Consider the following 26014-nt stretch of genomic DNA (forward strand, 5'->3'; position numbering starts at 1 on the left):
TCCCCCTCATCCGCATCGCATCTCCGATGCGCTGCGGCCTCTCCCCGCAAGCGGGGAGAGGCGTAAGAGCACCATCGCGCCCTGCATATTCGCCGCCCCCTCACGCATCTTTGGCTTACCTGCCGCGACCGATTGTGGCTACAACGGTCCCCGCAACAAACCCAAACAACAACGCCAAGGGAGAAACAACATGCAAAAACTCATCGCCGTGGTCGCGGCCGGTCTTGCCCTCGCCGCCACATCAGGCGCCGCGCAGGCGCAGATTTCCGACGACGTCGTCAAGATCGGCGTGCTCACGGACATGTCGAGCCTCTATGCGGACGCAACTGGCAAGGGCTCGCTTGCCGCCGTCGAGATGGCGGTTGCCGATTACGGCGCCAAGGTCGCCGGCAAGCCTGTGCAGGTGGTCGCGGCCGATCACCAGAACAAGCCTGACGTCGGCGTCAACATCGCCCGCAACTGGTATGACAACGACAAGGTCGACGCGATCTTCGACGTGCCGACGTCGTCCGTCGCCTTGCCGATCTCGGCGCTGACGCGCGAGAAGAACAAGATCAACATCAATTCCGGCGGCGGCTCCTCCGACATCACAGGCCCGGCCTGCTCGCCCAACACCGTGCACTGGACCTACGACACCTACGCGCTGTCGAACGTCGCCGGCAAGGCGATGGTGAAGCGCGGCGAGGACACCTGGTTCTTCGTCACCGCCGACTACGCCTTCGGCATGGCGCTGCAGCGCGACGCCGCCAACGTCGTCAAGGAGAGCGGCGGCAAGGTGCTCGGCGAGGTCCGCCATCCGCTCAATTCGTCGGACTTCTCCTCCTTCCTGCTCCAGGCCCAGGCCTCCAAGGCCAAGGTGGTCGCGCTCGCGAATGCCGGCGGCGACACCACCAATGCGCTGAAGCAGGCCGCCGAGTTCGGCCTGGTGCAAGGCGGGCAGAAGATGATCGCGCTGCTGCAGGAGATCACCGACACGCATTCGCTAGGCATCAAGGCCACCCAGGGCCTGATCGTCACCGACGCGTTCTACTGGGACATGAACGAGGAGACGCGCGCCTTCTCAAAACGCTTCAACGACAAGGTCGGGCACATGCCGACCATGATCCAGGCCGGGCTCTATTCGGCGACCATGCACTATCTGAAGGCGATCGAGGCCATCACGACCGACGAGGCGCCGAAGGTGATGGCGCAGATGCGCGCCACGCCGGTCAACGACTTCTTCGCCAAAAACGGCAAGATCCGCATCGACGGCCGCATGGTCCACGACATGTATTTGTTCGAGGTGAAGAAGCCCGAGGAATCCAAGGGCGAGTGGGACCTCTACAAGCTGATTGCCACCGTGCCCGGCGACGAGGCGTTCCGCCCGCTCGACAAGGGCGGCTGCCCGCTGGTGACGCACTGAGATTCTCCCTCGCCCCGCAAGGGGCGGGCTAACAAAGTCACGACAGCGCGCCCGGTGAAAACCGGGCGCGCTTCGTTTAGCAGGCGTTCTGAGCCGCATTACTCCGAGTACTTGAACTCGGGCATGTTCTTCAGCTCGTCCTTGGTCGCGTTGAACACGGCGTGGTCCGGATACCACTTCGACGAAGACGACGTCGTCGACGCATTATTGTTGGCAGTGCCTGTGGTCGCAGCGCCGGTAGTCGTGGTCGCAGCCGGGCGATTGGCGCTGTTGTTCGCGGTCGTGTTGGCAACCGGCTGGTTGACGAACTTCAGCTTTTCGAACGGGATCGCAACCATGTGCTCGCCCATGCCGAGGAAGCCGCCGACCCCGATGACCGCGAGCTTGACGTTGCCGCTCTTGTCCATCAACAGATCGCTGATGGAGCCGATCTTCTCGTTGGCGTCGTTGTAGACATTGATGCCGTCCATCTTGGACGTGCGCCACTCGCCGGAAGCCGAAGTGGCGGTGGTTGCCGCCGCGGCAGGTGCCTTGCTGGTGTCGGTCGTGGCGGTCGGCGATTGCGCAAACGTAACGGTCGCAAGTAGAGCCGTGCCGGCAAGACCGGCGGCGATCGATTTCATCAACATTGTTGTCCTCTCCTTCAGCAGAAAACTTGTGCTGGGAGAACAACGCTGCCTACTCGCAGTTCCTGAGACGCGGCAATTTCGTCGCGCAATAATGGCGCTGCGTTGCGATGAAAGTTCCCGCGCGCGGGAACGTTCCAGATGCACAATTCCCCGCCGACGACCGTGCGCCTGGGTGAGCACGAGCGTGGCGGGGAACGCGCCGACCTGCGTCGTCAGGTCAGCTCTGGAAGTCAGCTCTTGAAGTCAGCTCTGGTAGTCGATCAGAAGTGCGGAGAAGTCCGAGCTGCTCGATGCGCTCGTCGAACTGCCGTTGGCCCCGTAGGACGAGCTCGACGATTGCGACTGCTGCAGCGCCTGGAGGAACTGCTCGAGGAGCTTGGCCGTGCTGCTGTCGGTCGAACTGCTGCTTGTCGAATCCGTGGTCGATGTCGACGACGAGTCTGAAGGGGAGCCGCCATCCGACGGCGGCGGACCGGGCGGGGGGCCGCCCGCACCGCCTGGGCCGCCGGGCCCCTTGGCGAAGGCGGACTGAAACACGCCCTTCAGCTCGGTGGCCTGGTCCGACGTCAGCGTCCCGTTCGAGACCTCGCCGGAGATGAGGTCGTCGATCTTCGACTTCAGGCCGTCCTTGGACGGCCTGGCGCCGCTCGACTGATCGCTGGAGCGGCTCTGCTGGAGCGCGGTATCGATGTCTTGCAGGGCGGTCGTGAGGGCGGACTGGTCCGACGACGAAATCGTGCCGTCGGACACTTCCGATTGCAATTCCTGCTGCAGCTTTTGCAGCGGAGACTGGTAATTACCGGCGGAGGCCGCCGAAATCGAGGTCATGATGATACCGTGGTTTTTGCGGGGTTTCGTACGCGATTGCGCCACGATATGGTTAACGGCCTTAACGAGATCTTGCCGCTCCACTGCCTGCTCGTTGCGGCGTGTTACGTAGAGACGTCCAGAAACAATCTGAAACAAAAATCTTCGCCTTTTGGCCCGAATCTTGGACAAACAAAGCGCATGGCCATCACCAATCCCAACATCCTGGTCGTCGAGGACGACCGCGAAACGCGGACGTTGATTGCGAAGTACCTGCGCAACAACGCCTGCAATGTCACCGCCGTGAGCGATGGCCGCGAGATGTCGCGCGCCATGGCCGATCATCGCGTGGACCTCATCATCCTCGACGTCATGCTGCCCGGCGAGGACGGTCTCAGCCTGTGCCGCAAGGTGCGCGCGGAGGCACAGACGCCGATCATCATGCTGACCGCGCGCGGCGAGGACGTCGACCGCATCGTCGGCCTGGAGATGGGCGCCGACGACTATTTGCCAAAGCCCTTCAACCCGCGCGAGCTGCTCGCCCGTATCAACGCGGTGCTGCGCCGCCAGGCCGCGGCACAGGCGGCGAGCTCGATCGAAGGCGCAAGCACGCTCGCCTTCGAGGGCTGGCGCATTGATCTGCGCCTGCGCGAGCTGCGCAATCCGGAAGGCGCGCGCGTCGCGGTGACCAGCGCCGAGTTCGATCTGCTCAGGACGTTCTGCGAACGGCCCGGCCGCGTGCTGTCGCGCGACAGCCTGCTCGACCTCACGCAGGGCCGCAACACCGGCTCGTTCGAGCGCTCGATCGACGTGCTGGTCAGCCGCATCCGCCGCAAGATCGAACCCAACCCGGCCGATCCCTCCATCATCAAGACGGTGCGCTCCGGCGGTTATCTATTCACGCCCAGGACTGAAGCAGTCGCTGCGCCCATGAGCAGCTGACGGAACGCCGACGATGAGGCCGTTCGGGTTCTTCCATCTCAAGGGTATCGGCGGGCAGATCGCCGCGCTGGTGCTGGCGTCCACCGTCACGCTCCATCTCGTCGTCACCGCCGCCTTCCTGATCAGCCGGCCGGACCGCCTGGACACGCCGCCGGACGGCGCCCATCAATTGACCGATGCCGCGCTGCTGCTCGGCTCGAGCGAAGCCGGTGAACGGCCGCGCCTCATCGCCAATCTCAGCCGTGCCTTCCCCAAGCTCGGCCTCGAGACGATCGCGCCCGGCACGGCGACGATCGTCGACGAGAGCGAAGGCATGCACGTGCACGGCATGCGCCGCCACCTCGGCCAGTCCTACAAGGTGATGCAGCTCGGTCCCGAAGGCGGTGCGCGGCGCATCGGCGTGCAATTGCCCGACGGCACCATCATCGCCGGCCGTGTCGACGGCGGTCCGCGTCCGTGGTTCTGGGGCGCGCCGTGGCTGGTGACGCTGATGACCGCCTTCATCTCCATCAGCGTGCTCGGCCTGTGGGCGGCGCGCGCGCTGGCGGCGCCGCTGTCGTCCTTCGCCAAGGCCGCCGAGAATTTCAGCCTGGACGTCGCCGGCGAGCCGCTGCCCGAACGCGGCCCGGAGGAGATGCGCTCGGTCGCGCGCGCGCTCAACCGCATGCATGAGCGGATCGCGCGGCTGATGTCCGATCGCACCAAGATGCTGGCCGCGATCAGCCACGATCTGCGCACCCCGATCACGCGGCTGCGCCTGCGCGCCGAGTTCATCGAGGACGAAGGCAACCGCAAGCGCATGCTGATCGATCTCGACCAGATGCGTTCGATGCTGGAAAGCGTGCTGTCGCTGTTGCGCAACGATCGCAAGGTCGAGGCGGTGACCCTGGTCGACATCGCCAGCACGCTGCAACTGATCGCCGACCAGTTCGGCGACATGGGCCATGTCGTGCATTACGAGGGCCCGCTATCTGCAACCGCCGCGGCCCGTCCCGACGATCTGCATCGCGGCGTCACCAACCTCGTCGAGAACGCGGTGCGCTTCGGCGCCGAGGTCACGGTCCGCCTCGACATATCGGGCACAAAACTCGTCATCGACGTCGAGGACGACGGCCCCGGCATTTCCGACGCGCGCAAGCAGGAGATGCTGGAGCCGTTCGTGCGCGGCGACGACGCCCGCACCATGGACGATTCCACCGGCTTCGGCCTCGGCCTGTCGATCGCGCGCGCGATCGCACTCGCCCATGGCGGCGAGCTGTCGCTGCACGACCGCGAGCCGCACGGGCTCATCGTGCGGATGCAATTGCCGGTGTGGCAGCAGCCGCGGCTGGCTGCGTAGCTTCAGGCCGCGAGCGGCGGGTGCGCGATGGGCATCTCGTCGAAGATTGCCACCGCCTCGAAGCGATAGTTGCAAGCGTGGCAGGTCCAGAGATAGGACACGCGCCCCTCGCCCGGCTCGATCCAGTCGGGCTGCGCGATCGGCGTGCCGCACTGGGCACAGGGATTCCGTCTGGGGATATCGCTGGTCTGGGCTTTGACCATGTTTGTTTTTGTCATGGCACCTCTCCCGATTCGCAGACCGCTTCATACTCGCTTTCGCATCCTAGCGCGAATAGACAGGCGTGCTGTCGCGAGTTGCCCGCCTGAGGGAACTCTTGCGCCAGAATTGAGTCGTCACGACGGCTCTGCGCCGCGAAATCGAGAGCGGCGGCGTTTGGTCACATCATCGCCGCGTTCGGGGGGCCTAACGGCACCGGGCGCAGGTGACTTAAGACATCGCCGCTCGGGGACATCAGGGATATGATGAAAATTTTACGCGTTGCCGCGCTCATTGCGGCCGGACTGATGTCGTCGCAGGCCGCCTTCGCGGGCGAAGCCGACTATTCCGAGATGGTCGCGGCCCATGCGCGCGCCAACGGCGTACCGGAGGCGCTGGTGCACCGCGTGATCATGCGCGAGAGCCGCTACCAGCCAGGTCTGGTCGGCCATGGCGGCACCATCGGCCTGATGCAGATCAAGCTCGCGACCGCGCGCGGCGTCGGCTACACCGGCGATGCCGCAGGCCTGCGCGATCCCAACACCAATCTCACCTACGCCGTCAAATACCTCGCCGGCGCCTATCACGCCGCCAATGGCGACCACGCCCGGGCGGTGCGTTATTTCGCGGGCGGCTATTACTACGTTGCCAAGCACCAGCGGCAGCAGATGGTGCAACAGGCCAGCACTGAGACCTGGCTGGAGCCGAACGGCAACCCGCAGCCGATATTCGGCACCCTCCCGCACAAGAAGCTGGCCCAGCGCGTCCGCAATGCGCGGGCGCAGGTTCCCGGGAACATGCGTTGACACCAGCCGTCACTGGCCTACATTAGAGCCGTTCCGAGGGGTGCTCCGAGGAGGAGCTGAGATACCGCTAAATGGGCAAGCCTGCACTTCAGCAAGCCGGCCCAGGACCGCGGTGACCCTTTGAACCTGATCCGGGTCATGCCGGCGAAGGGACAGGGATGTTGCAGACGACCAAACGTCCGGATTCACCGGTATCCATCATCGGGGCAGGCATTGCAGGGGCCTGGCAAGCGCTGTTGTTCGCGCAGGCCGGCCATTGCGTGACCCTCCACGAGCGCGGTGACGCGGCCATGACCGATGCCACCAGCCACTGGGCCGGCGGCATGCTCGCGCCCTGGTGCGAGGCGGAGGTTTCCGAGCCCATCATCTCCAGGCTCGGCCAGCGCTCGCTCGATATCTGGCGCCGCGAGCTGCCCGACACGCCCTTCAACGGCTCGTTGGTCGTCGCCCATCCGCGCGAGCGCAACGATTTTGAGCGTTTTGCGCGGATGACGGAAGGCCACCGCCGGCTCGATGCTGCTGAACTCGCCGAGCTCGAGCCGTCGCTGGAAGGCCGTTTTCGCGATGCGCTGTTCTTCCCGACCGAGGGCCATGTCGAGCCGCGCCGCGTGCTGCCAAAGCTGCACGAGCGCATCAAAGCTGCCGGCGGCACCATCAAATTCTCCAGCGACGTCACCGCCCGAGATCTGCAAGGTCTCGACGGCATCGTGATCGACTGCCGCGGCCTCGGCGCCCGCGACGAGCAGCCTGAGCTGCGCGGCGTCAAGGGCGAGATGATCTTGATCGAGACCAGCGAGGTGCAGCTGGCCCGCCCGGTGCGGCTGATCCATCCGCGCTGGCCGCTCTACGTCATCCCGCGCGAGGACAATTTGTTCATGCTCGGCGCCACCTCGATCGAGGCCGAGGATACCGGCGTCAGCGTCCGCTCCGCGCTGGAGCTTTTGGGCGCGGCCTATGCCGTGCATCCGGCGTTTGGCGAGGCGCGCATCGTCGAGTTTGGTTCGGGCCTTCGCCCCGCGTATCCCGACAATCTGCCGCGTATCGGCATTCGCGGCGGCCAGATCAGCGTGAACGGACTCTACCGCCACGGTTTCCTGATCGCGCCGGCACTGGCCGAGCTGACACTGCAATACGTCCAGCGCGGCCAGATCGACAATGAGGTGATGCAATGCGCGTGATGGTGAACGGCGAGCAGCGCGAGGTGAACTCGGCCAGCGTCGACGCGCTGCTCTCCGAGCTCGACTACGAGGGCACCCATTTCGCGATCGCACTCAATTACGACGTCGTGCCGAAAAGCCGCTGGGCCGAGACCAGCCTGAAGGCCGGCGACGAGATCGAGATCATCACGCCGCGGCAGGGAGGGTGAGGTGATGAAAGCCATCGCCGCCTTCCTTCGCCTCTCCCCGCCTGCGGGGAGAGGCCGGAATTTGCAAAGCAAATTCCGGGTGAGGGGGACTCTCCGCGAGTCTCTCTGTCACCGTCCCTGCGGAGTGCCCCCCTCACCCCAATCCTCTCCCCGCAAGCGGGGCGAGGGAGCTAACGAGGAGACACCTCCCATATGGTGACCTTCTACGGCAAAACCTTCGCCTCCCGCCTGCTGATCGGCAGCGCGCTCTATCCCTCGCCGGCGATCATGCAATCGGCGATCCGCGCCTCCGGTTCGAACATCGTGACGGTGTCGCTGCGCCGCGAATCCGCCGGCGGCAAGTCGGGCGATGCGTTCTGGAAGCTGATCCGCGAGCTCGATGTGGCCGTGCTGCCGAACACCGCCGGCTGCCGCACCGTGCGCGAAGCGGTGACGACCGCAAAGCTCGCGCGCGAATTGTTCGGCACGTCCTGGATCAAGCTGGAGGTGATCGCCGACAACGACACGCTGCAGCCCGACGTCGTTGGCCTGGTCGAAGCCGCCGGCATCCTGATCAAGGACGGCTTTGAAGTGTTCCCCTATTGCACCGAGGATCTCTCGGTCGCGAACCGCCTGGTCGATGCCGGCTGCAAGGTGGTGATGCCGTGGGCAGCTCCCATCGGCTCGGCCCGCGGCATCACCAACCGCGATGCGCTCAAGCTGATGCGCGAGCGGCTGCCCGACATCACGCTGGTGGTCGACGCCGGCATCGGTGCGCCCTCGCACGCCGCCGAAGCGCTCGAACTCGGCTATGACGCCGTGCTGCTCAACACCGCCATCGCCAAAGCCGCTGATCCCGTCGCGATGGCCAACGCCTTCCGCCTCGGCTGTGATGCCGGCCGCTCCGCCTACGAAGCCGGGCTGATGAACGCCCGCGACTTCGCCTCCCCCTCCACCCCTGTCGTTGGGACCCCGTTCTGGCATGCCGTATCCTGATCGCTTCTATCCCGTCGTCGACAGCCTTGCCTGGGTCGAGCGTCTCACAAAGCTCGGCGTCGGCACCATCCAGCTGCGCGCGAAGGACCTCAACGATGCCGACGCGCTCCAGATCGTCACCGATGCGCTGGCGATCACAAACGGCACGCAGGCCAAGCTCGTGGTGAACGATTATTGGCGCGCGGCAGTCGTTGCCGGCGCAAAATATCTGCATCTCGGCCAGGAAGATCTGGCGGACGCGGATCTCAACGCGATCCACGAGGCCGGCCTGTCGCTCGGCGTTTCCACCCATGACGAGGCTGAGCTCGAAACCGCGCTTGCCGCAAAGCCCGATTACGTCGCATTGGGCCCGATCTTCTTCACCACGCTGAAGTCGATGCGCTTCGAACCGCAGGGCATTCCAAAGATCGCGGAATGGAAGAAGCGTATCGGCACCATCCCGCTGGTCGCGATCGGCGGCATCAAGTTCGAGCACGCTGCGGAGATCTTTGCCGCGGGCGCGGATTCGATTGCTGTCGTTTCCGACGTCACCCAGAATGCCGACCCCGACGCACGGGTACGGCAATGGCTCGGCCTATCTGCGGAGGCGGCGTGATGCGCCTCGCTCTTTCCACTCGTCATTGCGGGGAGCCCTTGCGACGAAGCAATCCAGACTGCCTCGGCAGAGAGATTCTGGATTGCTTCGCTGCGCTCGCAATGACGGAGCAAGAACTCACCAGCGTCGCCCCGACGCACACGCATACCAATTAAACCGGAGGATCCCATGAACATCCGCTCCAACCCCGACAAGACCGTCCCCGCCGTCACCACCGGCCCCCTTCCCTCCTCGCGAAAAATCTTCGCGTCGCCCGACGCCGCCCCTGACATCCGCGTGCCCTTGCGCGAGATCATCCTGTCCGAAGGCGCCGGCGAGCCGAACCTGCCGGTGTACGACACCTCGGGCCCCTACACCGACCCAAGCGTGACCATCGACGTCAACGCAGGTCTCGCGCGCGGCCGCAAAGCCTGGGTGCTGGAGCGCGGCGGCGTCGAGCAATATGACGGCCGCCAGATCAAGCCGGAAGACAATGGCAGCGTCTCCACCGACAAGGCCGCGCGCGCCTTCTCGGCCTATCACCAGCCGCTGCGCGGCCTCGACGGCCACAAGATCACGCAGCTCGAATTCGCCCGCGCCGGCATCATCACCAAGGAGATGATCTACGTCGCCGCCCGTGAAAACCTCGGCCGCAAAGAACAGCTCGAACGTGCCGAAGCAGCGCTCGCCGACGGCGAAAGCTTTGGCGCGGAAGTCCCCGCCTTCATCACTCCGGAGTTCGTGCGCTCGGAGATCGCGCGCGGCCGCGCCATCATCCCCTGCAACATCAACCACAGCGAGTTGGAGCCGATGATCATCGGCCGCAACTTCCTCACAAAAATCAACGCCAATATCGGCAACTCGGCAGTGACGTCTTCCGTCGAGGAAGAGGTCGAGAAGATGGTGTGGGCGATCCGCTGGGGCGCCGACACCGTGATGGACCTCTCCACGGGCCGCAACATTCACACCACCCGCGAATGGATTTTGCGCAACGCGCCGGTGCCGATCGGCACCGTTCCGATCTATCAGGCGCTGGAGAAGTGCGACGGCGATCCGGTCAAGCTGACCTGGGAGCTCTACAAGGACACGCTGATCGAGCAGTGCGAGCAGGGCGTCGACTATTTCACCATCCACGCCGGCGTGCGCCTGCAATACATCCACCTCACCGCCAGCCGCGTCACCGGCATCGTCTCGCGCGGCGGCTCGATCATGGCGAAGTGGTGCCTGGCGCATCACAAGGAAAGTTTTCTTTACACCCACTTCGACGAAATTTGCGACTTGATGCGCAAGTATGACGTCTCGTTCTCGCTCGGCGACGGCCTGCGTCCGGGCTCGATCGCTGACGCCAACGACCGCGCGCAGTTTGCCGAGCTCGAAACGCTCGGCGAATTGACGAAGGTCGCGTGGGACAAGGGCTGCCAGGTCATGATCGAAGGCCCCGGCCACGTGCCGCTGCACAAGATCAAGATCAACATGGACAAGCAGCTCAAGGAGTGCGGCGAAGCGCCGTTCTACACCCTCGGGCCCCTGACCACCGACATCGCGCCGGGCTACGACCACATCACCTCAGGCATCGGTGCCGCCATGATCGGCTGGTTCGGCTGCGCCATGCTCTGCTACGTCACGCCGAAGGAGCATCTGGGTCTCCCCGACCGCAACGACGTCAAGGTCGGCGTCATCACCTACAAGATCGCCGCCCACGCCAGCGATCTCGCCAAGGGCCACCCGGCCGCCCAGCTCCGCGACGACGCGCTCTCCCGCGCCCGATTCGACTTCCGCTGGAGCGACCAGTTCAACCTCGGCCTCGACCCCGAGACCGCAAAAAACTTCCACGACGAAACTCTGCCGAAGGAAGCCCACAAGGTCGCGCATTTCTGCTCGATGTGCGGTCCAAAATTCTGCTCGATGAAGATCACGCAGGATGTGCGGGATTACGCGGCGACGCTGAATGATCCGAACAGCATCGGCATGTCGCTGAGCGGGACCGCCGAGGACGGCATGAAGCAGATGAGCGCGAAGTTCAAGGAGATGGGCTCAAGCGTTTATCTGGATGCGGAGAAGGTGAAGGAGAGTAATCGGGTGTTGTGAGGGGGCGACGCTGCGCCAATCGTTACGGGAGCGGACGCAAACTACCGAACGGATCATAGCTCATACTTGCGCGCTGAGGATTTTCATAGTCTTCAGCGCGTTCTAGCTGTTTTCGGCAGGGGGGAATCCACATCAGTTGCGGCACCTGCGCTGTTGCATCTCTTTCCCAGACTAGCCAAGCGTAGCCAGTTGCAGTCGAGGCCTTTCGATCAAGACGACCCTTCACCATTGGAACGCGTTCGCTGAATTGCGCAAACTTTGTCGGCGGACGGTCGCGAAAGATCGCATTGTATCGACCTACGCTTTCTAGAAACACGCTACGAGCCAAAATGGCGACCCCTCTGCGAGCACCCCTCATGGCACGCAACACAAATTCTTCAGCAAGGCGGAATGGCGGATTGGTGATTATCCAATCACATGAACCTTCTTCGATCGAAGATGTCACGAAATCGCGGATATCACCGTACTGATAGTCATAAGCATCTGATGACCTAACTGTTCGGAAATACTCGCCCAGCACTTTCGACATATGCCCCGCCCCGCATGCCGGCTCCCAACACGACTGCTCGATTAAGGTCTCCTTGGTCGGCAAGATGTGCTCAAGTAGCGCACGCGTTGCCCAAGGCGGCGTAGGGAAATCATCGGGGCTATCCCTTGCCTCGATTCGTTGGGACATAACAGCGTGCGACACATTTTGCATAGCGTTCCCATTGAATTCGAATCACCACGCGAGTGTACGCCAACACGCAATGAGTGAAGGACGCAGTGGCTAGTATTCGCCTGTCGAACGAAGTTTATTTCCGTTTGCCCCGGATAGCTTCGCTGACGCGACCATGGTTCACGTTAAACACCACCCCGATGTCTTGATGGGACATACCGGGATTGTCCTTAGCGAATTCTCGGATTTCCTCCGCAAGCTCGGGCGTCATTGGCGTGCTTGTGGCCGGAGCTCTCGGTCCTGCTGCGGATCGTCGCCGAAGCTCTTCCGTCAGTTCCAGAAGCTCAGCAGCTTCCTTCGGATAATCGCCTTGAATCTGTCCGGCAATCTCGCGCATCTTCGTTGCGACTTCGGGTATTTTCATATTGGCTCCAAATGAATACGAGATCAATTTTTTACGAGTATGTATTCTACTATACTACTATAAAGAGCAATTGGAAATGGATTTCAGCTCGCAAGAGAAGGCGCGACGCTTAGCCGAGGTCGGGCACTACTACGCCCATCTCCACAACCGCTTCTGGAGCGCGATCCATGAGGCGGGCATCACGCCGCGGCGCTATCAGCCGAGCGAGTTCGCCGGGCTGCTGCATCTCGGGATCAGCTTCACCAATCTGTCCAAGTCGGGCGCCGGGATGGTTCACCAGATCGCGGCCGCATCGATCGACGTGCCGGGGTTCAAGGCCCGGCTGTCTTTTAGACCAAGCTGAATGCAAGCCGCAGCCGATCACCCTTGGAGCGAATCCTATTTTTGTTTCGTCGATGCTGGTGGCGTGGTCACGCTGGGTGGAGGCGTCGGCAAGGCGGGTTGCGGCGAGGATACGGGTAAGGCAGTTTGCGTTGCCGAAGGCAGTGGACTTGGTGTCACGGCTGCCGCCGCCGGTCTGACGGCGGGAGTAGAGATCACACGCTCACTATCATGCTTACCATTCAGAGATACACCTCCTAGTGCCGCCAACAGAATGGACGTCAGAACCAAGACGACCATCATAGGCTTATAGAACAGCTCCAGCTTGCCATCGGAATGCAGGAGGCCCTTCTCTTTGAATCTCTCGTGGCGAACAAAAATTTTAGCGGCCAGCCAAATGACGCCCGTTGGTTTGAAGAAGCTTTCCCGGCCGATCTGATCACTCAACGCGAGTTCGGGTAGCTGCTCTCGATATTTGTTCTCGATTGCGATCGCATGATTCACCGAACCCTTTAAAAGCCTATGAAACCAATACCGGTCCATGAAGTAGAACAGCATCGTAACAAAGACGCCGAATATCGGCACAACGGTTGCGAATTGAATGTTGACCCGAGAGACCGAGAGAGAGAGTTTCTTGTCAAGCAAGAAGCCAATCGACGCGAATAAGGCCAACAGCATTGTTACGAAAAGACCGCGTATCCGCATCCCAATGTCGTTGAAATGCATTTGCACACCGACGACCGTTTTCCAAACGTCGGCAATTTGCTTCGCCCGCTCATCTCGCAGCCGAAGATCACTGGCCATGAAAATCTCCAAACTCAAACATTTCTGTGAGCTGCGCGAAGCTCTTATCGAGAACGTGCGTCGGATTTACGTCTCGTTGCTTTATCGTTTGTTCGCGCTGAACCTCATCAGGAGACCAATGAGTGACGTCAATTAGCAGCTGATACTCAGGCCGCTTGTGCGCTTGACCATACTTGGCCCAAACGTCTTCTACGCCGCAATCAAGTGCCATCGCGACATCTTTGAAAAGATTATCGCCGATGTAAACGCAGTCGCGCTTATTTAAGTTCAGATCAGCAATAATCGCATCTAGGACTGCCGTATCGGGCTTCTTCGATCCACGCGGCGTGAACTCCTGTTTGGAGTATTTCAGTTCATAGTGAGAGGCCGGATAGTTCCGGAGGTCGCTTTCACTGAGCCCTTCGGGTAGCCGATGATCCTCTGGGCAAAAAACATAGTTGAGCACCCCATCTAAACCCAGGCGCCGTATGCGATAGTTAGAATAGAAGGCCATCGATTCTGTGTAGCCAATTATTCGGGTCCCCTTACCTTTGATCTTCAAGAGGGTTTCCGCGACGGTGGGGAACAGGACTAGGTGATCGCGTCGCTTACGGCGAAAGATTTCAATAGCCGGAGCAAATACCTCTGTGGCCTTACGACCACGAAGAATAGGCCTCAGAGAAGGTATCTCTTCAATCAGAAAAGAATACTCGGAAGTTCCGTGTTTCTGGTGGACAGCTGCAATCTCGGGAACGAGCACATCCTTGGCTATTCCGCTAATGTCCACGATGCTGTCGAGCATCGACGAGAAGCACGCGAACCAGAGATCTACCCAATCGAAGAGCGTATTATCTAGGTCAGTGATTAGAGCAGTCTTTTTCATTCTTGGACGTCTCATGCTAGAGCGGTACGGCACATCCTCAGGGACGCGCTTCAATCAGCACTTATTGCGCCTATCGTGTGCATCGTGAAGCCAAGTTGATGCCTGACTTCGCCTAATGGCTCGCTCATCAAGATCAATCCACCACCTCACGACTAAAACAAAACGTGAACACTGTCAAGATTTGTCCAGAAGCCGGCCTGAACGAGCGCGATCGCGAAGGCCTCCTCTTGTGATTAGCCAAGCCCATCGGACGCTGGCACCGGGGCAATAGCTGGCACAATGGATTCGTAGTCTAATCGGCTACCTTACCCTCGGGTCGAAGACCATTCGTTCATCGAGACATCCAGAGAGCAAGAATGCCTTTAGGCGCCGACTACCAAGATGCAGTTTCGTTTTTTCAGCGCGCCTTTACAGTTGTGCTCGCGCTCGCACTGAGCGAGGCGTTCAAGCAAGCCATCGCGGATAAGGCGACCAAACCCGATGAACAGATTGTTTATTGGGAGCGCTTGCCAACTCTCCTTGGTTTTTTGCTGCTAATTTTCCCGTTCTTTCATGGGATGAGCCGCCACATCTTCCGGGCGTATCTGGACGTTAAAAGCGTACCTGCCTTCTATTCCAGTTTTCTTATGATAGACGGCGTTGTCTTCATGCTGGAGTCCGCGATCTTCTTTGTTATGTCGCGGGCTCTTTCGCCGGGCCAATGGAAAAGCTTCTATTGGTGTGTTCTGGCGTTGATGGTTATTGACACGCTTTGGGCGATCTCAGCTTATTTTCGCGGCGCCCCTGTCGTCCCTTGGATTGAACTGAACTTGGTGTTGGCCTCAATATGTTTGCTGGTGCTGTTCTTTTTTAGGGTCTCGAAGAGCATCGTCCCGCCCATCATTATCGCTGTCACGATTTTGGGGACTACCACCGTAAGCTATATTCAAATGTGGGAGTTCTATTTTGGAAAGTAGCGAGCGTAGCCCGGATGCGCGAAGCGAAATCCGGGATTGACAGCGGCCGCGCATCTCGCTGACGCTCATGCGGGCTACAACTCTGCGGATGGATGATTTGCCCGCACCCGAGCCCCACCGCCTCCCCGACCAACTCCTTCCCGACCTCCGCCTCGTCTTCGTCGGCACCGCCGCCTCGACGCGCTCGGCCGAGCTCGGGCACTACTACGCCCATCCCGGCAACCGCTTCTGGCGCGCGATCCATGAGGCTGGGATCACGCCGCGGCGGTATCAGCCGGGCGAGTTCGCATCGCTGATCGAGCTCGGGATCGGCTTCACCGATCTCTCCAAGTCGGGCGCCGGGATGGATCACCAGATCGCGGCTGAGTCGATCGACGTGCCCGGCTTCAGGGCCAAGATCGAAACATATCGGCCGAGGACGGTTGCGTTCACGAGCAAGAAGGCGGCGAGCTTGTTTTACGGCAGGCCATCGAACCGGATTGCGCTGGGGCGGCAGAAGCGCGATGCAGGCTTGCCCGAGGTGTTCGTGCTGCCGTCGCCGTCGGGGGCTGCGTCGGGGCGTTGGACGCTGGAGCCCTGGCGGGAGTTGGCGGCGTGGATCGCTCGCGCGCGCTGAACGGCGCACTCACGAATTGCCTCTGCTCTCGTGTCCCGGGCAAGCGCAGCGCAGACCCGGGACCCAGAAGGTCCGGCATGCGTTCGCCATGGGCCCCGGCTCTGCAGCGCATCACGCCGCAAGTGGCGGCGCGCTGCACTGCGTCCGGGGCACGCCGCCACTCGCACTTCGCACTAGCCTGTCGGAATCCCTCCCGCCCGTTCGTCCTCTGAAACAACGCCCAATCACCCCGGAGCCCCCCGATGCCCATCATCACCGCCTTTGAAAGCTCGCCCGACCGCGGCCGGGGACAGGCGCGCGACATGCGGGTGCGCTGGGCGTTCGAGGAGGTCGGGCAGACGTACGATGTTCGCCTCATCTCGTTCAAGGCGATGAAGGAGCCGGCACATCTTGCGCTGCATCCGTTCGGGCAAATCCCGACCTTTGAGGACGGCGACCTCACCCTGTTCGAGACCGGCGCGATCGTGCTGCATATCGCCGAACGCCATGATGGATTGCTGCCGAAGGATGCCAACGCCCGAGCGCGCGCGATTGCGTGGATGTTCGCCGCGCTGAACACGCTGGAGCCGCCGATCGTCGAGCTCGGGATGGCGATGCTGTTTGAGCGCGACAAGAGCTGGTACGAGGAGCGCTTGCCTGTCCTGAAGGATCGCGTTCGTGTCAGGCTCGGCGAATTGTCGCGTCGCCTCGGCGGTGTCGACTGGCTCGACGGCGCGTTCAGTGCCGGCGATCTCATGATGGTGACCGTGCTGCGCCGGCTGAACGCAACGGGATTGCTGGACGAATATCCTGATATCGCCGCCTATGTCGCCCGCGGCGAAGCGCGGCCGGCGTTCCGGCGCGCGTTCGATGCGCAGTTGGCGGTGTTTACGGCTGCATCGGGTTCGTAGGGTGGGTTAGTCGTACTGCGTCTTAGCCCTGCAGATACGCGAAGCGAATCTGCAGGGCGTCAGCCACCACGTCTGTCTCCGCGGACAAAGAAGAGGTGGGTTACGCCTTGCGCCGTCATGCGTGGAGAGAGGGAGTTTGTGGGCGGCTAACCCACCCTACGAAGCAGGGCATCACTCCTCGAACAATTCCGTGAACAGCGCTTTCGCGCGGTCCAGTCCTTCGGGGGTGAACACCACCGACTTCACCTTGCCAACGGGATCATGAATCATCCCCTTGTCGTACAAGCGGCCGAGGACGTCCCAGTCCATGCCCTTCCATGCCCGATAGCCATCGTGCAGGGTCAGATAGAGCAGGGCGAGCGCAGCGTCGTCGATCTTGTCCTCGTTGATGGCCATCTTGACCTCCCGGAAAGTGGATTGAGGTTATTCTATTGCGCAACAGGCAGTCCGCAATACCTCGACGTCAGATGCATTCACCGAATACTGTTGCGCCCTGCACGGCGCCCCTGCATGCTGCCCCGGTCAAGAGGAGCGTCAGGAGCGTCGCATGCTGACCCTCTACTCCTACCCGGAATTGTTCGGCGTCGCCGACAACAACGGCTACGGCCTCAAGGTTTTCGCCTTCCTGAAACTCGCGGGCGTGCCGTTCGTGCACGAGCATGTCTTCGATGCCTCCGCCGCGCCGCGCGGGCAGCTGCCTTATGTCGTCGACGACGGCGAGACCGTCGGCGACAGCGAGACCATCATCGCGCATGCAAGCACGAAATATCGGCTGAGCATCGATGCGGCGCTGTCAGCCGAACAGCGCCGGACCAATCATTTGGTCACCCGGATGCTGGATGATCTCTATTGGGTGATGTCGTATTCGCGCTGGAAGGACGAGCGCTATTATCCGGCGTTCCGCGATGGCTTCATCGCGCAGCATCCGCAGATCGATGCGGCCGGATTCGAGAAGGCCAAGGCCTACAATTCGCAGCGCTATCATTACCAGGGCATCGGCCGCTACACGCCCGAGCAGGCCTATGACCGAGGTCTCGCCGATTTGCAGGCGCTGGCCGAGATCGTCCCCGCCGCGGGCTTCGTGCACGGCGCAGCGCCTGCTAGCATTGATGCCGGCATCTACGGCTTCATCGCCAACATCTATTACTTCCCGATCCCGACCCCGCTGAAGGCGTTCGTCGATACGCACAAAAATCTGGTCGCGCATTGCGAGCGAATCCATGCGGCGGTGAGATCGTAGTCCGGGCTTCGTATCTCGTAGGGTGGGCAAAGCGAAGCGTGCCCACCAACTTGTTTCGTGTCGTACCGGCACCGATGGTGGGCACGGCGCTTGCGCGCCTTTGCCCACCCTACGGCACCGCCGTCCTACCGCATCGTGATAGCCAGTCCGCTGAGATCCGCGTTCGCCATCAGGCCAACCTGCGTGCCGCTGAGCTCCAGTACCGCGCCCTTCTGGTTGGTGAGCACGATGGCGCGGGCGCCGCGGCCCACGGCAATGCCGGCACCCGCGGCGCCGTAGACGCCGGCGATATCGGAGGGACGGTTGATGTTGGAGACGCGGCCGCGCAGCACGGTCTTGGAACCGCCGAAGACGAGGCCGTAATCGAGCCCGCCGGTCGAGAGCGAATAGGAGCGGCCGCGGAAGCTGAGCACGCCGGAGCCACCGGACCCGCCGATGATCCAGCCCGCCTTGTAGATCGTCAGCACCACGGTGCCGCCGTCGGCCATCGCCGAGGTCGAAAGGCCGGCAAGCGCAGCAAGGCCGACCAGCGCGGCGCGAAGGGTGGTGGCGATCTTCATGGAGTATCTCCGGGGCTATTTTTCAAGGAAGGAAGCGAATCAGACGGAGTGAATCTATCCGATCGATCGCGGCGGCAACATGATGGGAGCGGGTGTGGGAACGAGCGTTGCCCCGCTTGCAAGGCGCGCCCCCTCGCCCCGTTCTTACGGGGAGAGGGTTGGGGTGAGGGGCTGCCTCCGCATAAGCACTCGCAGTTGGATTGGCGGAGGCTCCCCCTCACCCGGAATTTGCTCCGCAAATTCCGGCCTCTCCCCGCACGCGGGGAGAGGCGAAGAGCATCATGCCATTCTGCCCCTGTTTTGCCCGACGGCGCAACCGATTATTTCGCTTTTCCCGATTTTAAAAAAGACCAATGATTTCCACTGGGTTTCTACTGTGCATGGGGTTGTTTTCGCATTTTCTTGTTTTGCCCCCTTTCCCCGATCCCGATTGCAACTCCCTCGCATGTCGCTACCCTTCACGCGTCTCAGCCCTTCCGAGGTGATCCCATGCCGATCCAGCATTTCGCGCCCCCGCCGCACGTGAAGTCGCCGCCGCTGTCCTTTGCGACGCGTGTCGGTGACCTCCTGTTCGTCTCCGGCATTCCCGGCTTCGACGCCAATGGCGCGCTGCCCGACGGTTTCGAGGCGCAGTTCGCCAATGTCGTCGTGAACATCAAACGCGTGCTGGACGAGGCCGGTGCAACCGTTCGCAACCTTGCCAAGGTCAACGTGCTCCTGACCCGCGCCTCCGACGTTGCCGCCATGAATGCGCTCTATGCCGGCGCCTTCGGCCCGCCGCCTTATCCTGCACGTACGACTTGCGTGGTGCAGGCGCTGCCCGATCCGAAGATGCTGATCGAGATCGAGGCAGTGGCGTCGCTGGCCAAAGGATAGCCCGCAAGGGGGACCTCTCCTGACATATCCGTGATCGACCGTGGTGCGGCTTGCCAGCCGCACCATTTTGCCGCACCAGTTTCCCTCACGTTCCCCATCAGGAGATATTTCATGCGTCGCGTTCTCGCCCTTTGTGCCGTTGCCGGCATTGCCACCTCAGTGTTCGCCGCGCCGGCCTCGGCGGCACCCGGCTATTACGTGATCCGCTGGGACAACACCGGCATCTGCCAGGTCTGGAACGAGGACCTTCGCTACAAGCCGTTCCAGTGGGGCGCCTCGACCTACAAGGTCGTCAGCAAGCCGCTCCCGACCTTCACCGCCGCCTCCGACCTCCAGATCAAGCTGCGCGCGGAGCGCCGCTGCACGCTCTGAGCCTGACGCGACAGATCGGATTTCGAGGGCGGGTCGCGCGAGCGATCCGCCCTTTTTCTTTTGCAGGCATCCCCTCGGTTTCAGCCGCAAACCCGCGTGCGCGCTTTGAACCTGACCGGGATGCGGAACCACTCACGTCTTGTCCGGGGCGCAGCTGGTAAGAATTCGATCGGCGGACGACAAGGGTCGGGCAAGGGTGCGATGCTAGCGTCCTTGCCCGCCCGTTTTTTTGCCTCGCGACCTTGGAGCAGATCGATGCGTGCAACGACGACCGCAAAAATTCTCGCCGCATCGTTCCTGCTCGCCGCAACCGCGCAAGCGCAAGCGCCAAATTCCTTCCGCGTGATCTCGCCGATCTTCGGCCAGCTCGTCTCCTTCGCGATGCCGTCGAATTTTTCTGCGGTGTTCGAGAACACCAAGGGCGGCCACTACATCCGCGAGGCCGTGCTCAAAGGCGAGACGCCCGAGCGCTGGACCCAGATGATCACGGTCACGGGCGAGAAGGGCATGACGCTGACGCCGGGCGCCTCGCCCGAGATGTTCGCGGGCACCATCGCCGGCGGCTTCAAATCGGCCTGCCCCGACAGCTTTGCGGCGCGGCCCTTCGGCGCCCTGAAGTTCGGCCGCTTCGAGGGTTTTGGCGCGGTGATCGGCTGCGGCCGCGTCGACAGCGGCGCGACGCGCCACAGCGAGACCGCACTGCTGATCACGCTGAAGGGTGCGACCGACTACTACACCATCCAATGGGCCGAGCGCGGCCCCGAGAGCGATGAGCCGCCGGTCAACGACGAGAGCTGGCAGAAGCGACTGCTCGAACTGAGCCCGATCGATCTCTGCCCGATCGTAGCGGGCGAAACCGCGCCCTATCCGAGCTGCGTCGACAAGAGCTGAGCGCTCTCACGCGTCCTTGTGCGCGCCGGGATGAATCAAGATATCGCGCGCGGCGGCGAGGTTGATGAAGGCCTCCGCGCTGCCGCCCTGGTCGGGATGCATGCCCTTGGCGGCGCGGCGATAGGCTTGATTGATGTCCTCGCAGGTGAGCTGCACCGCGAGCGGCAGGCCGAGCATCTTGCGGGCGCGATCCTCGCTGGAGAGCTTCTTCGGCGCGGCGTTGCGGCGGCCGAAGCGCGGCGCGGTCAGATCGTGAACGACCTCGAGGACCACGCCGATCCGGCGCCGGGCCGCCAGCGTGACGCCGTGATCGTCATTGTCCGCGGCCTGGCGCAGCACCGGAAGCGCCTGCTCGGCCGCCTGGCGCAGCGTGGTGTCGGTGCTCATCCGCGCGATCTCGGCCACGAGCCGGCCCGCGTCGGTCCAATCGGCCGGCTCCGCCGACCGCAGGCGCTCAAGCGCCAGTTTCCAGGATTCAAGCCGTTCCATCATGCGCGCAACGTTTAGCAATGAAGATCAGTATGCCAAGGCCGCCGTTTCTGACCCCTTAATTTCGGGTTAGCCTTTCATGAAACTTGGAAACGAAATCGCGAGGAAATTGTCCCGGCATTGCGCGCAAACCGCGCGGCCGCCGTCGCGGGCGCCGGTTCCGCATCGGCCGGGCGATCGCGGCCGGCCAGGACAGACCCGGCTCTGGTCAGTTGAACTGATACGCGAGACCGAAAGTCGCAGTGTGGGTGCGCAGCGTGACGTCGAAAGTGTCGATGGTGTTGGCTGGCGCGAAGGCCGACGTCCGGCTGATCGTATAGCTCGAGGTGCCGAAATCGGCGAAGCGGTATTCGGCGCGCGCCAGCCAGTGATGGCCGAGCGCCGTCTCTAGGCCGCCGCCGATGGTCCAGCCGAGCTTCGTCGTGGAGTTCGCGATCACGGACGGCGAGACACTGAACGTGCGCCGGCAGGGCGCGCTTCCGCAGGTCGAGATCACCTCGTCATGCTGCCACGCGGCGCCCCCACTCGCGAACAGCAGCGTCGCCGGCGTCACCAAGAAGCCGAGCCGCGCGCGCAGGCTCGCGTCCCATGTCGCCTTCACCACGAGCGAATCGGCGGCCTCGTGGAAGGTGCCGAAGGCGGCCGAGACCGGATATCCGGCGAGCGTGGCGCTCTGGTCGGCAAAGCCGGCGTCGCCCTCGATACCGGCGACCCATTTGGGTGCGAATTGCCAGTTGATGCCGGCATAGGGGCTGGCGCGGAACGCAGTGCCGTTGAATGGCACGGCATGCTCGGAAATCGGGATCGGTGCACCGCCAAATAGTTCCGATCTCGCCGCCGCATTCGCCTGCAGCGCGCGGGCACCGAGACCAAGACCGACATAGGGGCCGGTCCACGACATCGCGATCGGCGCTGCCTTGGTGATCAACGATGCCTGCGCTCCCGCCACGATCGGGTCGCCCAATTTGTAGGCCACGCCGAACGAGGCATTGTGAGTCCGTATTTTCAGATCGAAATTGTCCGAGGTCGAATTGAGGGGCGAACCGGAAGCAGCAGTTCGCGCAATGGTGAAAGGTACCGCGCCGAAATCGGCGTAGCGATATTCGGCACGTGCGATCCAGTTGCCGCCGAGCGCGGTCTCGATGCCGCCGCCGACGGTCCAGCCGGCCTGTATGCGTGAGGCGGAGATCACGGAGGGCGAGAGGCCAAAGTCAAGACAGCCGTCGATGGCACAGATCGAACTGAACTCGCTCCGTTGCCAGGCGACGCCGCCGGTCGCATAGGCCAGCGTGGCGGGTGTGAGCAGGAAGCCGAGACGCGCACGCAGGCTGGCGTCCCAATCGGTCTTCACCGCCAGACTGTCCGGCGGCCGGGCAAAGAAGCTGAAGCCGGGCGAAAACGCCTGCGACTGGCGCCTGGTGGACTGGTCGGCGAAGCCGACATCGCCTTCGAGGCCCGCGATCCATTGCGGCGCGAATTGCCAGTTGAATCCGACATAGGAACTGGTGCGGAAGCCGAGCCCGTCGAAGGACGCGCCGGTCGGCCGTCCATCCGCCAGATTTTGCGGGATGCCGGCAATCGTCTCCGATGTCGTCACGGCGTCGGTGCGCGCGGCACGGAAGCCAAGCCCAAGACCGGCGTAGAACCCGCTCCAAGCCGACGCGACCGCCGCTGGGACCTTGTAGGCCGGCGCGGCCCCGATATCCGCCGCCAGGGCAGGCCCCGCCACCGCGAACGCTATCAGCGCCGTACTTCCGCAGATCACCTTCTTCATGCGCCCAATATCCCCGTCCGCGCGGAATCGCCGCCGCCCCCTGTATGCGAGACACGGTGTGAGGCCAACGGCTCCGGGCTTCTTGGGCGCAAGCGACCGCGAGTTGGACAAAAGCGAACCGACGGCTTTCCTGCCGTGCCGTGGTAACTCTGCCACATCCACCGCGAGCCGCCGCGGCGCCGAATTGCACAAGGCGCGAGCGCCGCGCGACGTATCCGTCGCTTCCGTTTTCAACTAGTCTCGCCATCAACATCAAAAACAAGCAGCCGAGGAAACCCCAATGCCTCTTCTCCAAAATCACATCGCCGTCGTCACGGGTGCCGGTTCCGGCATCGGCCGGGCGATCGCGGCCGGCTACGCGCGCGAGGGCGCGCAACTGGTACTGCTCGACGTCAACGCCGACACCGTCGCGGAAGCCGCCGAGGGCATCCGCACGGCCGGCGGCAAGGCCGTGAGCTTTGCGCTCGACGTCACCAAACGCGACGATTGTTTTGCGCTCGCCAAGCAAGTCGCCGACAAGGTCGGACAGGTCTCGATCCTCGTGAACAATGCCGGCATCACCCGCCGCAACGCCTTCACCGCCGAGACGGAGACGGTGGCGAAAGACTGGAACGACATCATCTCGCTCAACCTCAACGGCGTCTTCAACATGACGCAGGCGTTCCTCAGCCCGCTGCGCGCGAGCAAAGGCCGCATCGTCAATATCGGCTCGATCCAGTCCTTCGTGCATCTGCGCACGCCAAGCTCGGCGGCGTATACGACCTCGAAGCACGGCGTGCTCGGCTTCACCAAGGCGCTCGCGGTCGAGCTCGGCAAGGAAGGCGTGCGCGTCAACGCGATCGGGCCGGGCTTCATTGAAACCAACATCAACGCCAATGTGCGCGCGACCAATCCGGCGCTGGTGCAGGCCTTCGTCGATCACACGCCGCTGGCGCGCACCGGCAAGCCGGAGGATATCGTGGGGCCCGCGATCTTTCTGGCGTCGGATATGTCGGCTTACGTCACCGGAACGATCGTGATGGTGGACGGTGGGTACCGGACGGTGTGAGCAAGGCGCGCAATACGTCCGCTTCGCTATGCATCTCGTGCCAATCACGGCGGCGGCGCGGCATTCCCAAGGTCATCTCGTGCGATCGCCCGCGATTAACCTTTCATTAACCAAACCCGCCCACCGTAGATCTACGGCCTGGGGGTCGTTGTTCTCGATCCGCTTCCAGCGAAGGAAGCGGGCGTTGATCGGGGTGTGTTGATGACCACTGTTCATGTCGCGGCGCCGCAGGACGCGCAATTCCTTGCTCCCAACCAGATCGTTCCGCTGCTGATCGGCGCAACCGTCGACGAAGTCGAGCGCGAGCTCGTGCTCCAGACGCTGGCGCGCTGCGACGGCAACCGCACCCGCGCATCGCGCGTGCTCGGCCTGTCGGTGCGCACGCTGCGCAACAAGATCAGGATCTATGCCGCATCGGGCATCGAGGTACCCGCCTATCACGATTAGCGCGTGACGGCGCGACCGATCAGTCCGCCGGCGAGAACCGCAAGAGCAATGATCGCGACGGCAGCCGCGATCAGTTCGATGGCGCGCAGCACGAAGGCTGTCATGACGGCCATGACGATTGCGGCTCCTCGGCAAAGGCGACCGGCACGACATCAGGCACGAGCAGATGGGCAAGCCCGACTGCAACTGCGAGGATGACTGCCGACAGGCAGAAGATGGTACACGCAGCTCGCATCACGCGCTCCTCGGGAAGGTTGTGGCCGTGCGCAACTCAATGACACGGCGTCCCCTGCCGCCGATTGATGTTGATCAAGCCTGTCGCGATGCGCGTGTGGAATTGCTGCTGTCGTCAAACGCCGCTAAGTAGCTTGCTTCCGCAGAGGGAGTAGTGGCGTGGCAGACGATCAGGGACGGCAGGGGCCGCGTGGGCGGCAGGGCGAGCCAGGACGGCCGGGTCCGCAGGGGCATCCGGGCAAGCGCGGACCGGACGGCACGCGCGGCAAGCCGGGGCCGCAAGGCAAGCCCGGCGCGGCCGGAAAGGCCGGCGCGCAGGGCAAGGCCGGGCTGCCGGGCAAGCCCGGTGAAGCCGGTGCGCGGGGCGCAGCCGGACCGCAGGGCCCGCGCGGCGAGGCCGGACCGCCCGGCCAGCTGCCCTCGATCGAGCAGGTGCTGCCGTGGCTGGATCAGCTCTTCGACGCCTGGGACGAACGCCGCCGCCAGCGCGAACGCGAAGCCGCCGAGCAAGAAGCACAGGAAGCCGCCGAGCGCGCGGCGCTGGAGGCCGCCGTGCAGGAGGCCGGCGAGACAGACCTCGAGGACGACGACGACGGCGAAGACGACGAGCACAAGAAAAAGAAGAAAAAGAAGAAGCACGGCCACAAGGACTAGCGCTCGTACCTCGGACGCAGCGCAGCACGCAGTGGTGCGCTGCTGAGCCGGAGCCCCTCTCAGGAGCAATGCGCGCAATTCCTGGGTCCCGGCTCTGCGGATCGGCACTTCGCGCCGCACCGCGTCCGGGACACGCAAGATATTCAAGAGGTCCCGGAGGAATCATCCTTGCGCGGCAGCATGCCCATGCGCTCGAATTGCCAGCGCATGGCGCGATACCAGAGATAACCGACCGCAGCGCCGCACAGTGCCAGGATGACGACGTTCGCGCTCGAAAACGAGCCGCTCCACCACATCATCCACGCGGTCCACAACAGCGTGAAGACGATGGCACCTGCTTTCAGCGGAAGAAGGGGGCGGCTCATGGTCGTGCTCCGGGCTGTCAAAACCCCGGCAGACATCATTGCAAGTTGCGGCGGCCCCTACCGTGAGCCAGATCACGGAAGTGTCCGCCGGAGCCGCTAGCCAAAGCGCAACCGTGAGCGTTCCTTCGCCTTCTCCGCCTCGACCTCACGGTCGCGCGCCGGCGCATGGGTGTGCAGTGAGGTCAGGAGTTTTCGCGCAGATTCCGAGACCTCGGCCACAGCGAGGTCGAACGCCGCCTCGTTGGCCTGCGACGGCTTGTTGAAGCCGGATAGCTTGCGCACGAACTGGATCGCGCTGGCATGGATCTCGTCCTCTGTGGCCGGTGGCTCGAAATTGAACAGCGTCTTGATGTTGCGGCACATGCAGTCTCTCCGGTTTTCTTGAAGACGATCGGCGGCGGCGAAAT

33 protein-coding genes, 1 pseudogene and 1 riboswitch are annotated in these 26014 nt (G+C 62.9%); of the genes and pseudogenes, 20 read left to right on the forward strand and 14 right to left on the reverse strand.

All coding sequences use genetic code 11. The annotated features are described in order from the left end of the window. The first annotated feature begins 190 nt into the window (after positions 1–190). A complete protein-coding gene (locus tag IVB29_RS18925; RefSeq protein WP_247504879.1) occupies positions 191–1402 on the forward strand; it encodes an ABC transporter substrate-binding protein in 1212 nt (403 codons plus the stop codon). A 98-nt stretch (positions 1403–1500) separates the two neighbouring features. On the opposite strand, the gene IVB29_RS18930 is transcribed toward IVB29_RS18925, so the two are convergent. Beyond that, the gene (locus IVB29_RS18930; protein ID WP_247504880.1) at positions 1501–2031 is read right to left on the reverse strand and encodes a PRC-barrel domain-containing protein; all 531 of its coding nucleotides are present in this window, start codon (positions 2029–2031) and stop codon (positions 1501–1503) included. 243 nt (positions 2032–2274) lie between these two features. Then, a complete protein-coding gene (locus IVB29_RS18935) occupies positions 2275–2859 on the reverse strand; it encodes a hypothetical protein (RefSeq protein WP_247504881.1) in 585 nt (194 codons plus the stop codon). Positions 2860–3039: 180 nt separating this feature from the next. On the opposite strand from IVB29_RS18935, the gene IVB29_RS18940 reads away from it, so the two are divergent. Together IVB29_RS18940 and IVB29_RS18945 are read left to right on the forward strand one after the other, a co-directional pair. Beyond that, the gene (locus IVB29_RS18940; protein ID WP_247504882.1) at positions 3040–3780 is read left to right on the forward strand and encodes a response regulator; all 741 of its coding nucleotides are present in this window, start codon (positions 3040–3042) and stop codon (positions 3778–3780) included. Positions 3781–3793: 13 nt separating this feature from the next. Continuing rightward, positions 3794–5119 carry an ATP-binding protein gene (locus IVB29_RS18945; RefSeq protein ID WP_247504883.1) on the forward strand — a complete coding sequence of 442 codons (1326 nt, stop codon included), beginning with the start codon at positions 3794–3796 and terminating at the stop codon, positions 5117–5119. Between the two features lie 2 nt (positions 5120–5121). On the opposite strand, the gene IVB29_RS18950 is transcribed toward IVB29_RS18945, so the two are convergent. Next, positions 5122–5337 (reverse strand): hypothetical protein, encoded by a 216-nt coding sequence (locus IVB29_RS18950; protein ID WP_247504884.1) that lies wholly within the window; start codon positions 5335–5337, stop codon positions 5122–5124. Between the two features lie 246 nt (positions 5338–5583). Here IVB29_RS18950 and IVB29_RS18955 point away from each other — a divergent pair, with 246 nt between their 5' ends. The 6 genes from IVB29_RS18955 (at position 5584) to thiC (ending at position 11126) form a co-directional block, all read left to right on the forward strand. Beyond that, positions 5584–6123 (forward strand): lytic transglycosylase domain-containing protein, encoded by a 540-nt coding sequence (locus IVB29_RS18955; RefSeq protein ID WP_247505142.1) that lies wholly within the window; start codon positions 5584–5586, stop codon positions 6121–6123. Positions 6124–6149: 26 nt separating this feature from the next. Beyond that, positions 6150–6294, forward strand: a riboswitch (TPP riboswitch). Beyond that, positions 6282–7301 (forward strand): FAD-dependent oxidoreductase, encoded by a 1020-nt coding sequence (locus IVB29_RS18960; RefSeq protein WP_247504885.1) that lies wholly within the window; start codon positions 6282–6284, stop codon positions 7299–7301. It overlaps the preceding riboswitch by 13 nt. Then, complete coding sequence (thiS, locus tag IVB29_RS18965) at positions 7292–7489, forward strand: sulfur carrier protein ThiS (protein WP_092021728.1); 198 nt, start codon at positions 7292–7294, stop codon at positions 7487–7489. The genes IVB29_RS18960 and thiS overlap by 10 nt, the downstream gene beginning before the upstream one ends. Before the next feature lie 192 nt (positions 7490–7681). Further along, positions 7682–8464, forward strand: coding sequence for a thiazole synthase (locus tag IVB29_RS18970; RefSeq protein ID WP_247504886.1), 783 nt, complete (start codon positions 7682–7684; stop codon positions 8462–8464). Further along, on the forward strand, positions 8451–9059 hold the full coding sequence (locus tag IVB29_RS18975; RefSeq protein ID WP_247504887.1) for a thiamine phosphate synthase: 609 nt from the start codon (positions 8451–8453) through the stop codon (positions 9057–9059). The genes IVB29_RS18970 and IVB29_RS18975 overlap by 14 nt, the downstream gene beginning before the upstream one ends. 168 nt (positions 9060–9227) lie before the next feature. Further along, positions 9228–11126: a phosphomethylpyrimidine synthase ThiC gene (gene thiC / locus IVB29_RS18980; protein ID WP_247504888.1), complete on the forward strand. Its 1899-nt coding sequence runs from the start codon at positions 9228–9230 to the stop codon at positions 11124–11126. A 22-nt stretch (positions 11127–11148) separates the two neighbouring features. Here the strand turns inward: thiC and IVB29_RS18985 are convergent, their stop codons facing one another. Continuing rightward, complete coding sequence (locus IVB29_RS18985; RefSeq protein WP_247504889.1) at positions 11149–11655, reverse strand: class I SAM-dependent methyltransferase; 507 nt, start codon at positions 11653–11655, stop codon at positions 11149–11151. Positions 11656–11920: 265 nt separating this feature from the next. Then, entirely contained in the window at positions 11921–12208 is a 288-nt protein-coding gene (locus IVB29_RS18990; RefSeq protein ID WP_247504890.1) for a hypothetical protein, read from the reverse strand. Positions 12209–12308: 100 nt separating this feature from the next. Here IVB29_RS18990 and IVB29_RS18995 point away from each other — a divergent pair. Further along, positions 12309–12545 (forward strand): annotated as a pseudogene (locus tag IVB29_RS18995) (mismatch-specific DNA-glycosylase); the annotation flags it as partial. 41 nt (positions 12546–12586) lie between these two features. Here IVB29_RS18995 and IVB29_RS19000 read toward each other — a convergent pair. Both IVB29_RS19000 and IVB29_RS19005 read right to left on the reverse strand, forming a co-directional pair. Next, positions 12587–13333, reverse strand: coding sequence for a hypothetical protein (locus IVB29_RS19000; protein WP_247504891.1), 747 nt, complete (start codon positions 13331–13333; stop codon positions 12587–12589). Further along, the gene (locus IVB29_RS19005; protein ID WP_247504892.1) at positions 13323–14195 is read right to left on the reverse strand and encodes an HAD family hydrolase; all 873 of its coding nucleotides are present in this window, start codon (positions 14193–14195) and stop codon (positions 13323–13325) included. The genes IVB29_RS19000 and IVB29_RS19005 overlap by 11 nt, the downstream gene beginning before the upstream one ends. Before the next feature lie 356 nt (positions 14196–14551). Here IVB29_RS19005 and IVB29_RS19010 point away from each other — a divergent pair, with 356 nt between their 5' ends. From IVB29_RS19010 to IVB29_RS19020, 3 genes are all read left to right on the forward strand, one after another. Continuing rightward, positions 14552–15151 (forward strand): hypothetical protein, encoded by a 600-nt coding sequence (locus IVB29_RS19010; RefSeq protein WP_247504893.1) that lies wholly within the window; start codon positions 14552–14554, stop codon positions 15149–15151. An 88-nt stretch (positions 15152–15239) separates the two neighbouring features. After that, on the forward strand, positions 15240–15767 hold the full coding sequence (locus tag IVB29_RS19015) for a mismatch-specific DNA-glycosylase (RefSeq protein ID WP_247504894.1): 528 nt from the start codon (positions 15240–15242) through the stop codon (positions 15765–15767). A 242-nt stretch (positions 15768–16009) separates the two neighbouring features. Then, positions 16010–16657 (forward strand): glutathione S-transferase family protein, encoded by a 648-nt coding sequence (locus IVB29_RS19020; protein ID WP_247504895.1) that lies wholly within the window; start codon positions 16010–16012, stop codon positions 16655–16657. A gap of 171 nt (positions 16658–16828) precedes the next feature. Here the strand turns inward: IVB29_RS19020 and IVB29_RS19025 are convergent, their stop codons facing one another. Continuing rightward, positions 16829–17053 (reverse strand): DUF6429 family protein, encoded by a 225-nt coding sequence (locus tag IVB29_RS19025; protein WP_247504896.1) that lies wholly within the window; start codon positions 17051–17053, stop codon positions 16829–16831. A 151-nt stretch (positions 17054–17204) separates the two neighbouring features. On the opposite strand from IVB29_RS19025, the gene IVB29_RS19030 reads away from it, so the two are divergent. Beyond that, positions 17205–17897: a glutathione S-transferase family protein gene (locus tag IVB29_RS19030; RefSeq protein ID WP_247504897.1), complete on the forward strand. Its 693-nt coding sequence runs from the start codon at positions 17205–17207 to the stop codon at positions 17895–17897. A gap of 125 nt (positions 17898–18022) precedes the next feature. Here IVB29_RS19030 and IVB29_RS19035 read toward each other — a convergent pair whose 3' ends face one another. Further along, entirely contained in the window at positions 18023–18457 is a 435-nt protein-coding gene (locus tag IVB29_RS19035) for a hypothetical protein (protein ID WP_247504898.1), read from the reverse strand. Positions 18458–18946: 489 nt separating this feature from the next. Here IVB29_RS19035 and IVB29_RS19040 point away from each other — a divergent pair, with 489 nt between their 5' ends. From IVB29_RS19040 to IVB29_RS19050, 3 genes are all read left to right on the forward strand, one after another. Further along, positions 18947–19333 carry a RidA family protein gene (locus IVB29_RS19040; protein WP_247504899.1) on the forward strand — a complete coding sequence of 129 codons (387 nt, stop codon included), beginning with the start codon at positions 18947–18949 and terminating at the stop codon, positions 19331–19333. 111 nt (positions 19334–19444) lie between these two features. Further along, entirely contained in the window at positions 19445–19705 is a 261-nt protein-coding gene (locus IVB29_RS19045) for a hypothetical protein (protein WP_247504900.1), read from the forward strand. Positions 19706–19960: 255 nt separating this feature from the next. Beyond that, positions 19961–20596, forward strand: coding sequence for a hypothetical protein (locus IVB29_RS19050; RefSeq protein ID WP_247504901.1), 636 nt, complete (start codon positions 19961–19963; stop codon positions 20594–20596). 6 nt (positions 20597–20602) lie between these two features. On the opposite strand, the gene IVB29_RS19055 is transcribed toward IVB29_RS19050, so the two are convergent. Then, positions 20603–21088: a J domain-containing protein gene (locus IVB29_RS19055; RefSeq protein ID WP_247504902.1), complete on the reverse strand. Its 486-nt coding sequence runs from the start codon at positions 21086–21088 to the stop codon at positions 20603–20605. Between the two features lie 205 nt (positions 21089–21293). Further along, entirely contained in the window at positions 21294–22859 is a 1566-nt protein-coding gene (locus IVB29_RS19060) for an outer membrane beta-barrel protein (protein ID WP_247504903.1), read from the reverse strand. Between the two features lie 280 nt (positions 22860–23139). Here IVB29_RS19060 and IVB29_RS19065 point away from each other — a divergent pair, with 280 nt between their 5' ends. Further along, entirely contained in the window at positions 23140–23907 is a 768-nt protein-coding gene (locus IVB29_RS19065; RefSeq protein ID WP_247504904.1) for an SDR family oxidoreductase, read from the forward strand. Between the two features lie 201 nt (positions 23908–24108). Further along, a complete protein-coding gene (locus IVB29_RS19070; RefSeq protein ID WP_092021689.1) occupies positions 24109–24354 on the forward strand; it encodes a helix-turn-helix domain-containing protein in 246 nt (81 codons plus the stop codon). A 100-nt stretch (positions 24355–24454) separates the two neighbouring features. On the opposite strand, the gene IVB29_RS38415 is transcribed toward IVB29_RS19070, so the two are convergent. Then, a complete protein-coding gene (locus IVB29_RS38415; RefSeq protein WP_256466895.1) occupies positions 24455–24589 on the reverse strand; it encodes a hypothetical protein in 135 nt (44 codons plus the stop codon). 158 nt (positions 24590–24747) lie between these two features. Between IVB29_RS38415 and IVB29_RS19075 the strand changes: the two genes are divergently transcribed. Next, positions 24748–25242 (forward strand): collagen-like protein, encoded by a 495-nt coding sequence (locus IVB29_RS19075; RefSeq protein WP_247504905.1) that lies wholly within the window; start codon positions 24748–24750, stop codon positions 25240–25242. Between the two features lie 143 nt (positions 25243–25385). Here the strand turns inward: IVB29_RS19075 and IVB29_RS19080 are convergent, their stop codons facing one another. Further along, positions 25386–25607 carry a hypothetical protein gene (locus IVB29_RS19080; protein ID WP_247504906.1) on the reverse strand — a complete coding sequence of 74 codons (222 nt, stop codon included), beginning with the start codon at positions 25605–25607 and terminating at the stop codon, positions 25386–25388. A gap of 96 nt (positions 25608–25703) precedes the next feature. Further along, positions 25704–25970: a DUF2277 domain-containing protein gene (locus tag IVB29_RS19085; protein WP_247504907.1), complete on the reverse strand. Its 267-nt coding sequence runs from the start codon at positions 25968–25970 to the stop codon at positions 25704–25706. Positions 25971–26014: the final 44 nt, after the last annotated feature.

The sequence above is a fragment of the Bradyrhizobium sp. 1 genome (assembly GCF_023073315.1).
In the GTDB taxonomy this organism is placed as follows: Bacteria; Pseudomonadota; Alphaproteobacteria; order Rhizobiales; family Xanthobacteraceae; genus Bradyrhizobium.